Origin of the sequence: Rhodobacter capsulatus (genome assembly GCF_005144475.1) — a bacterium.
Lineage (GTDB): Bacteria > Pseudomonadota > Alphaproteobacteria > Rhodobacterales > Rhodobacteraceae > Rhodobacter > Rhodobacter capsulatus_C.
In genome coordinates, this window is sequence record NZ_SWJZ01000084.1 from 1 (window position 1) to 8,068 (window position 8,068).

Annotated in this window: 6 protein-coding genes; 2 read left to right on the forward strand and 4 right to left on the reverse strand. The window is 69.6% G+C overall.

The window, feature by feature from the left end:
* Nucleotides 1-53 precede the first annotated feature (53 nt).
* The 4 genes from der to FBT96_RS16770 all read right to left on the reverse strand — a co-directional run bounded on the left by der (nucleotide 54) and on the right by FBT96_RS16770 (nucleotide 4,548).
* Entirely contained in the window at nucleotides 54-1,553 is a 1,500-nt protein-coding gene (der, locus tag FBT96_RS16755) for a ribosome biogenesis GTPase Der (protein ID WP_136908636.1), read from the reverse strand.
* A gap of 75 nt (nucleotides 1,554-1,628) precedes the next feature.
* Nucleotides 1,629-2,936: a PQQ-like beta-propeller repeat protein gene (locus FBT96_RS16760; protein WP_249306539.1), complete on the reverse strand. Its 1,308-nt coding sequence runs from the start codon at nucleotides 2,934-2,936 to the stop codon at nucleotides 1,629-1,631.
* Nucleotides 2,937-2,985: 49 nt separating this feature from the next.
* Entirely contained in the window at nucleotides 2,986-3,630 is a 645-nt protein-coding gene (locus FBT96_RS16765) for a hypothetical protein (protein ID WP_136908638.1), read from the reverse strand.
* 357 nt (nucleotides 3,631-3,987) lie between these two features.
* Complete coding sequence (locus FBT96_RS16770) at nucleotides 3,988-4,548, reverse strand: LOG family protein (RefSeq protein ID WP_136908640.1); 561 nt, start codon at nucleotides 4,546-4,548, stop codon at nucleotides 3,988-3,990.
* 513 nt (nucleotides 4,549-5,061) lie between these two features.
* On the opposite strand from FBT96_RS16770, the gene FBT96_RS16775 reads away from it, so the two are divergent.
* Nucleotides 5,062-5,934, forward strand: coding sequence for a LysM peptidoglycan-binding domain-containing protein (locus FBT96_RS16775; protein WP_136908642.1), 873 nt, complete (start codon nucleotides 5,062-5,064; stop codon nucleotides 5,932-5,934).
* 128 nt (nucleotides 5,935-6,062) lie between these two features.
* Nucleotides 6,063-7,901, forward strand: coding sequence for an ABCB family ABC transporter ATP-binding protein/permease (locus FBT96_RS16780; RefSeq protein ID WP_136908644.1), 1,839 nt, complete (start codon nucleotides 6,063-6,065; stop codon nucleotides 7,899-7,901).
* Nucleotides 7,902-8,068 lie beyond the last annotated feature (167 nt).

Genomic DNA, 8,068 nt, shown 5'->3' on the forward strand with positions numbered 1-8,068 from the left:
CCCCCCCCCCCCCCCCCCCCCCCCCGGGTCGTCCCGGCAAAGCCGGGACGAAATCAGCCCTTCGGTTTCGAGGGCAGACCCCTGTCCTTGCGCGACGCGTGTTTCTTCGCCTCGACGTGCTTCGTCAGCCGCGAGGGGATCGACTTCTTGCGTTCCTTGTAGGGGTTCGCGCCGCCCTGATCGCGGAAGTAAAGCCGAATGGGCGTGCCCGGCATGTCGAAATCGGCGCGCAGCCCGTTCACCAGATAGCGGCCGTAGCTTTCCGGGATCTGGTCGGTATGCGTCGCCTTGATGACAAAGCCCGGCGGCCGGGTCTTCGCCTGGGTGATGTAGCGCAGCTTGATCCGGCGCCCGCCCGGCGCGGGCGGCGGGTGCGCCTCGGTCATCGCGCCCAGCCAGTTGTTCAGCTTCGCCGTCGAAATCCGCCGGTTCCAGACCTCATAGGCCTTCAGGATCGCATTGTGCAGCCGATCGAGCCCCTTGCCGGTCTTGGCCGAGACCGTCACCAGAGGCGCGCCGCGCAGCTGCGGCAGCAGGCGCTCGAAATTCTCGCGCAGCTCCTTCAGCTTCTCGGTCTTCTCTTCCTCAAGATCCCACTTGTTCGCCGCCACCACCACGGCCCGCCCCTCGGTCTCGGCGAAATCGGCGATCCGCAGATCCTGCACCTCGAAGGGAATGTTGACATCCAGCAGCACCACCACGACCTCGGCAAAGCGCACCGCGCGCAGCCCGTCGGCGACCGAGAGCTTTTCCAGCTTGTCCGACACCCGCGCCTTCTTGCGCATCCCCGCCGTGTCCCAGATCCGCATCGGCGTGCCCATGAAGGTCTTGCTGACCGAAATCGCATCGCGGGTGATCCCGGCCTCGGGGCCGGTCAGCAGCCGGTCCTCGCCGAGGATCTTGTTGATCAGCGTCGATTTCCCGGCATTCGGTCGGCCGATCACGGCGAGCTGCAGCGGCCGCGCTTCGGTCGGCATGCGCAGGGTGCCTTCGTCCTCCAGATCCTCGGGCAGATCGACATCGACCTCGGGCATCTGCGCGACGTTTCTTGCCACGAAGCCATCGGCCAGCGGTTGCAGCATGTCGTAAAGTTCGTCCAGCCCCTGCCCGTGTTCGGCCGACAGCGCGATCGGCTCGCCCAGACCGAGGCTCCAGGCCTCAAGCGCCCCCGCCGCGCCGGCATTGCCCTCGGCCTTGTTCGCCGCCAAGATCACATGGGCATTCTTCTTGCGCAGGATATCGGCGAAAATCTCGTCGGCCGGGGTGACGCCGACCCGCGCATCGATCAGGAACAGGCAGACATCCGCCTCCTCGACCGCGCGTTCGGTCAGACGGCGCATCCGCCCCTGCAGGCTGTCATCCTCGGCCAGTTCCAGCCCGGCCGAATCGATCACCACGAAGCGCAGATCGCCCAGACGCGCGTCGCCCTCGCGCAGGTCGCGGGTGACGCCGGGCGTGTCGTCCACCAAGGCCAGCCGCTTGCCGACGAGCCGGTTGAACAGCGTCGATTTGCCCACGTTCGGGCGGCCCACGATGGCAAGGGTGAAACTCATGGCATGCTCCTGTGGCGGCCGAAAGCCCGCCGCGAAACCGCCCCCTTACACCGCTTTTCCCGCGACGGAAAGCCCTCACCGGAAGGCGAGCAGCTGCCCCTTGCGCGAAACCACGTAAAGCGTCTGCCCGGCGACGATCGCATCGGTGGCCGCCCCCCCCGGCAGATCGGCCTGACCAAGCAATGCCCCCGAGGCCGGATCGAAGCTGCGCACCAGCCCGTCCGAGGAGACGATGAAGAGCCGGTTGCCCGCCAGAACCGGGCCAAGGTTGACGTGGATCTCGGCCTGTTTCTTGATCTTGTCCTTGACGAAATAGGGCAGATCCTGCGCCCAGACCGTCGCGCCCGTCGTCGCGTCAAGCCGCACCAGCTGCGCCTGATCCGAGATCAGGAAGATCGCATTGCCCGCCACCTGCACCGGGCTCACCGCGCCCTCGTCGGCGGTCCAGCGGGTCTCGCCCGTCGCCGCGTCGAAGGCGCCCAGCTTGCCCGCCGAGGACCCGGCATAGACCGTGCCCCCCATCACCACCGGATCGCCGGTCAGGTCGGACACGATCGCATAGCCGCGCCCGGGGCGGCCACCCGCCACCTGCGCGCTCCAGGCCGGAGCGCCGGTGTCCCGGTCCACCGCCAGCATCTGCCCGGTCGCAAAGGGGAAGATCACGAATTGACCGGCGATCGCCGGGGCCGAAACGCCCGAGACGCCCGCCGCCGCGGGGGTGCCCGCGACCTGCCAGATCACCTTGCCGTCCGCGGCGTCGATCGCCCAGGCCGAGCCGTCGCGCGCCAGCGCATAGACGACCCCCTCGGCCACGGTGGGCGCGCCGCCGACGCCCGCGTCGAAATCCTGCCGCCAGATCACCTTGCCCGAGGCGGCCTCGACCGCCACCAGTTCGGCAAAGCCGGTGGTGACGAAGACCCGCCCGCCCTCGACCGCAAGCCCCGCGCCCGAGGCATCGCCGTCGCGATCGCCCGGACGCACGACATCGGTCGTCCAAAGCGTCGCGCCATTGGTGCCCGTCGCGGTCAGCCGGGCCCGGCTGTCCAGCGTGAAGATCCGCCCACCCGCCGCCACCGGGGCGGCGGCGATGCGATAGCGCTGCGACTGGCCCTGCCCGACCGGCGCCGACCAGACCAGCGTCTGCGCAGGGCCCAGGGCGGCATTGACCAGATCATGCCGGGCGCTGCCCGCCCGCTGCGGCCAGTCGGCATTGCCCTGCACCCGCGGCAGGCTGACCGGGCGGCTTTCGTTCCCCGCCGCAGCAGCGGGGGCTGTGCCCTCCAGCACGGCGCGGGGCTCCAGCCGCTCGCCTTCCAGATGCACTTCCTTTTCGCAGGCAGCCAGCACCATGGCGACGCCCAGAACGGCAATCGACGACCTCAGCTTCACCGCAAACCCCCTGCCTTCATGTCTTTTCCGCGGGACCGGCGCATCATTTCGCCGCCGGATCGCCCCCCAGCGCCACAATCAACTCTGTCGCGCGCTGTTGCAAGCCCGAGGTCACACCATCCTCGGCCATGATCTCGCGCGCCTTCGCGATGGCGCCGTCCTTGTCACCCGCCGCAAGTGCCGCAAGCGCCTGCTGCTCCATCGCCATCAGACGAAACGGCGCCCCGGGCTGCGCCAGCGCCGCCAGTTCGGCCGTGCGCTCCTCGGCGGCCATCGCCGCGCCCGCGACCAGCACCGCCTTGAGCCGCGCCAGCTGGCGCAGACTGTCGGGCAGCGTCGCATCGCCCGCCACCGCGCGCAATTCAGCCAGCGCCACCTCGGCCTTGCCGTCCTCGGCCGCCTGCGCCGCGGTCAGAAGCTTGCGCATCCCGCCCTGCGGCCCCGAAACCGGCAGCGCCGCCAGCGCCTCGGCCGGATTTTCGGCCTCGAGCGCGCTCAGGATGCCATCGCCGAAGGCCTCGGCCCGGGCCTGCCGCTGCGTCTTGCTCCATTCGACATAGGCCGAGCCGCCGACAAGACCGAGGATCGCCACGACACCGATCCAGCCATATTTGCGAAACGCCGCAAACAGCCGGTCGCGGCGGACTTCCTCGGTGACTTCGTCAATGAAACTGTCGGTCTGATCCACGCGCGGGCTCCTCGTCTTTGGCCTATCTATACGCAAGCCCGCCCCATTGCCAAGGCCGGGCAGGAGCCTTGTCGATCGACGATCGCCCCCCCTTTCCGCGTCGCGACTTTCGCGACGGGGCGGATCACGCAAGCCGGTGGCGGCAAGCTGCGCCGCCGCGCCGATGATCGGACCGTGGCGACGACCGATGACAGCGGCCCGCGCGCGGCAAGGACGCGTAGGCGGGCGCGCGGCCCCGAAGCAAAAGCAAAGACACACCCGGCGCCTCATTCACCTTGGGGCAAATATCCCGGGGGGTGAATTGGCCATCAGGCCAAGAGGGGGGCAGCGCCCCCCCCCCTTCGCGCCGGTCGGGCCTCAGCCGAAGGCGGTTTCCAGCGCGGCTTCAAGCGCGGCCACCGTTGCCACCGTCGTCACGCCGTCAAGAAGGCTGTCGCCCGCGAAGCCCTCGGTCACGACATGGGCGTTCAGCGCCAGAAGCGGATCCCAGTAGCCTTCGGTGTTCAAAAGCAGGATCGGCTTCGCGTGCAGGCCCAGCTGGCGCCAGGTCAGCACCTCGTAGAATTCGTCCAGACTGCCCGCGCCCCCCGGCAGCACCACCACCGCATCCGAATTCATGAACATCACCTTCTTGCGTTCATGCATGTTCTCGGTGACGACGAAGGTGGTCAGGTCGCGCTTGCCGACCTCGAGCCGGAACAGATGTTCGGGGATCACCCCGAAGGTCCGCGCGCCCGCCGCCTGCGCCGCGCGGGCGACCTCGCCCATCAGCCCCACGTCGCCCGCGCCGTAAACCAGCCGCCAGCCGCGCGCGGCAAGCATCTCGCCGGTGGCCCGGGCGTCGCGGGCATAGGCGGGCCGGGCGCCGGAGCGCGAGCCGCAGAAGACACAGACCGAGGGGACGGATTTGGCGGACATGAGGCGGGCTTTCGTGCTGGAAATCGCTGCGGCAGGTGTTGCTTTCGGCAGGGATACCGGGTCAGATGGTCGCAAGCAAGCGGCGCAAACGCCGGGGCCGCAGGGCCGGACGGAGGGACAGACAGCATGGCCGAGGGCAGCAGGAAGCTGGGCGTTGTGGTGGGCGGCGGGGCGGCCGTCGTGATGGTCGCCGGTGTCGCAACCTTCTGGTCGCTGGGGCAGGACGCCCCCGGCCCCGGGCCCGCTCCAAAGCCCGGTCCGGCCGCCGCACCGGCGCTTGCCGCGCCCGTGCCGACGACACAGCCCCCCCGGCGTGAACCGCCCCCTTCCAGCCCGCCCCAGCTCACGCAGACACAAGCCACGCCGACCCCGGCACCGGCCGCGTCGCCCCCGGCACCGGCCACGCCGACCCCGGCCGCGCCGGTCGCACAGGCGGCCCCCGCAGCTGCGCCTGCTGCCCCTGCCCTCCCTGTCCCTGCTCCCCCTGCCCCCGCACCGGCCGCCCCGCCCCCCGTGGCCCGCTTCGACACGCTGCGCGTCACCCCCGCGGGGGCGCTGACGCTGGCGGGCGATGTCGCCCCCGGCGCCAAGGTCGAGCTGCTGCTTGATGGCACGGTCATCGACACCGTCACCGCGAATGATCAGGGCGCCTTTGCCGCGGTCACCTCGGCCGAGCCCTCGGCCACGCCGCGGTCCCTGACGCTGCGGGTGACCGGGGCCGATGGCGTGGCGAAGATGTCCGAGGAAAGCCTGACCGTCGCGCCAAGCCCGCGCGCCGTGGCCGAGGCCGCGACCGCCGAGGGCGCCGCGCCGGCCGCGGTCGCCGCCGAAGTCGCGGCGGCGCAGGTTCTGGCCGACAAACCGCTTGTCACCGATGCGAGCGGCACGCCGCGGGTGCTGGCGGGCCTCTCCGAGACGCTGGTGATCGACACGCTCTCGCTGGCGGCGGATGGCGGGATCACGATTTCGGGCCGTGGCGCGCCGAAGGGGGCGCTGTTGCGCGCCTATGTCGACACTGCCGAGGTGGGGCTGGTGCAGGCCGGGGCCGAGGGCGGCTTCCGGATGCAGCTGCCCGCGGCCAAGTCCGGGGCGCACAGCCTGCGCGTCGATGCGCTCGATGCCGCGGGCAAGGTGCTGGCCCGCGCCGAGCAGGGGTTCGAAGGCATCGCCCCGCCGCCGCCCGCCGCGACCGGCGCCGCCCCCGCCCGCAGCCGCATCGTCACCATTTCGAGCGGCAACACGCTTTGGGCGATCGCGCGCGAAACCTATGGCGATCCCTATCTTTACGTGCAGATCTTCGAGGCGAACCGCGACCAGATCCGCGACCCCGACCGGATCTATCCCGGCCAGGTCTTCGCCCTGCCGGGCGAGGCCACGCCGGACTGACGGCGGCGGTCGGAGCAGGGCAAATGCGCGCGGGGGCTGGACAATCGCGTCCCACCCCCTAGGTTGCCCGCACGGCCGCGGCATCCGCCCGGCTTCCCGGACACTCGACACTTTGGAAGGACGGGCAGATGGCGCCCTCGCAGATCACGCAGGCTGGCAAGCTGGACGCCTCGGAACGGGCGCGGGGCTGGCGCACGATGAAGGCCGTCGCGCCCTATCTGTGGCCCGAGGGGCACGGCTGGGTGAAACAGCGCGTCGTTCTGGCGATGGCCTTCCTGATCGCGGCCAAGGTGATCGCGGTGCTGACGCCCTTCCTTTACAAGGCGGCGGTGGACGGTCTGGCTGGTCAGGCGCGCGACGAGACCTGGCTTCTGGGCTTTGGCGCCGTCGCGCTGACGGTGGCTTACGGGCTCGCCCGGCTGATGTCGGTGGGTTTTGGCGAATTGCGCGACGCGGTCTTCGTGCGCGTGGCGCAGCGCGCGCTGCGGGCGCTGGCGCTGGAAACCTTCCAGCACATCCATGCGCTGTCGCTGCGCTATCACATCACCCGCAAGACCGGCGGGCTGTCCCGCGTCGTCGAGCGCGGCGTGAAGGGCGTCGATTTCCTGCTGCGCTTCATGCTGTTTTCGGTCGGGCCGCTGATCCTTGAACTGACGCTGGTGACGCTGATCTTCGCCTTCCTGTTCGACTGGCGCTATGCGCTGGTCGTCGTGGGCACGATCTGGACCTATGTCACCTACACCTTCCGCGTCACCGAATGGCGCGTGGCGATCCGCAAGAAGATGAACGACGCCGACACGGCGGCGAACCAGAAGGCGATCGACAGCCTTTTGAACTTCGAGACGGTGAAGTATTTCAGCGCCGAAAAGCGCGAGGCCGCCCGCTATGACGCCTCGATGGAGCGTTACGAAGGTGCGGCGGTGAAGACCGGGCAAAGCCTTGCGGCGCTGAACGCGGGCCAGACGCTGATCATCACCGCGGGGCTTGTGGCCGTGATGGTGATGGCGGCGATGGAGGTGCAGGCGGGCACGCTGACGGTGGGCGATTTCGTCATGGTGCAGGCCTACATGATCCAGATCACCATGCCGCTGTCGTTCCTCGGCACCGTCTACCGCGAGATCCGGCAGGCGCTCGTTGACATGGGCGAGATGTTCGACCTGCTGCATCAACCGGCCGAGATCACCGACAGGCCGGGCGCGAAGCCGCTGGTGGTCTCGGGGGGCGCGATCGCCTTCAAGGCGGTCGATTTCGCCTATTCCCCGGAACGGCCGATCCTGAAGCGGATCGATCTGAACGTGGCGGCGGGGCAAAAGGTGGCGCTTGTGGGCCCCTCGGGCTCGGGCAAGTCGACGATCGGGCGGCTGTTGTTCCGGTTTTACGAGGTGACGGGCGGCGGCATCAGCATCGACGGGCAGGATCTGCGCGAGGTGACGCAGGACAGCCTGCATGCGGCGATCGGCGTCGTGCCGCAGGACACGGTGCTGTTCAACGACACGATCCGCTACAACATCGCCTATGGCCGCGCCGAGGCCACCCAGGCCGAGATCGAGGCGGCGGCGCGGGCGGCGAAGATCCATGACTTCGTGATGAGCCTGCCCGAAGGCTACGAGACACAGGTGGGCGAGCGCGGGCTGAAACTTTCGGGCGGCGAAAAGCAGCGCGTCGGCATTGCCCGGACGCTGCTGAAGAATCCGCCGATCCTGCTTCTGGACGAGGCGACCTCGGCGCTTGACACCCAGACCGAGCGCGACATTCAGGAAAGCCTTGATGCGATGGGGCGGGGGCGCACGGTGATCGTGATCGCGCACCGGCTCTCGACGATTGCCGATGCCGACCGGATCGTGGTGCTGGAAGCGGGCGAAATCGTCGAGGAAGGCTCGCATGAGGCGCTTTTGGCGCGCTCCGGCCGCTATGCGGCGATGTGGGCCGCCCAATCGGCCGAAGAGGCCGCCGAAGCGGCGCAATAGGGGGGCGCGGCCCCCCTTCCCGGCGGCTCCCCCGCTTCCTGCCCCTGTCCTCTTTCCCCGGGGGGATGAGGTGATCGCCCCCCGACAGTCGCGCCAAGCTGAAAGCCCCCCGGGGTCGTTTCACCTTGGCCGAAATATCCCGGGGGGTGAATGGCGCAGCCAGAGGG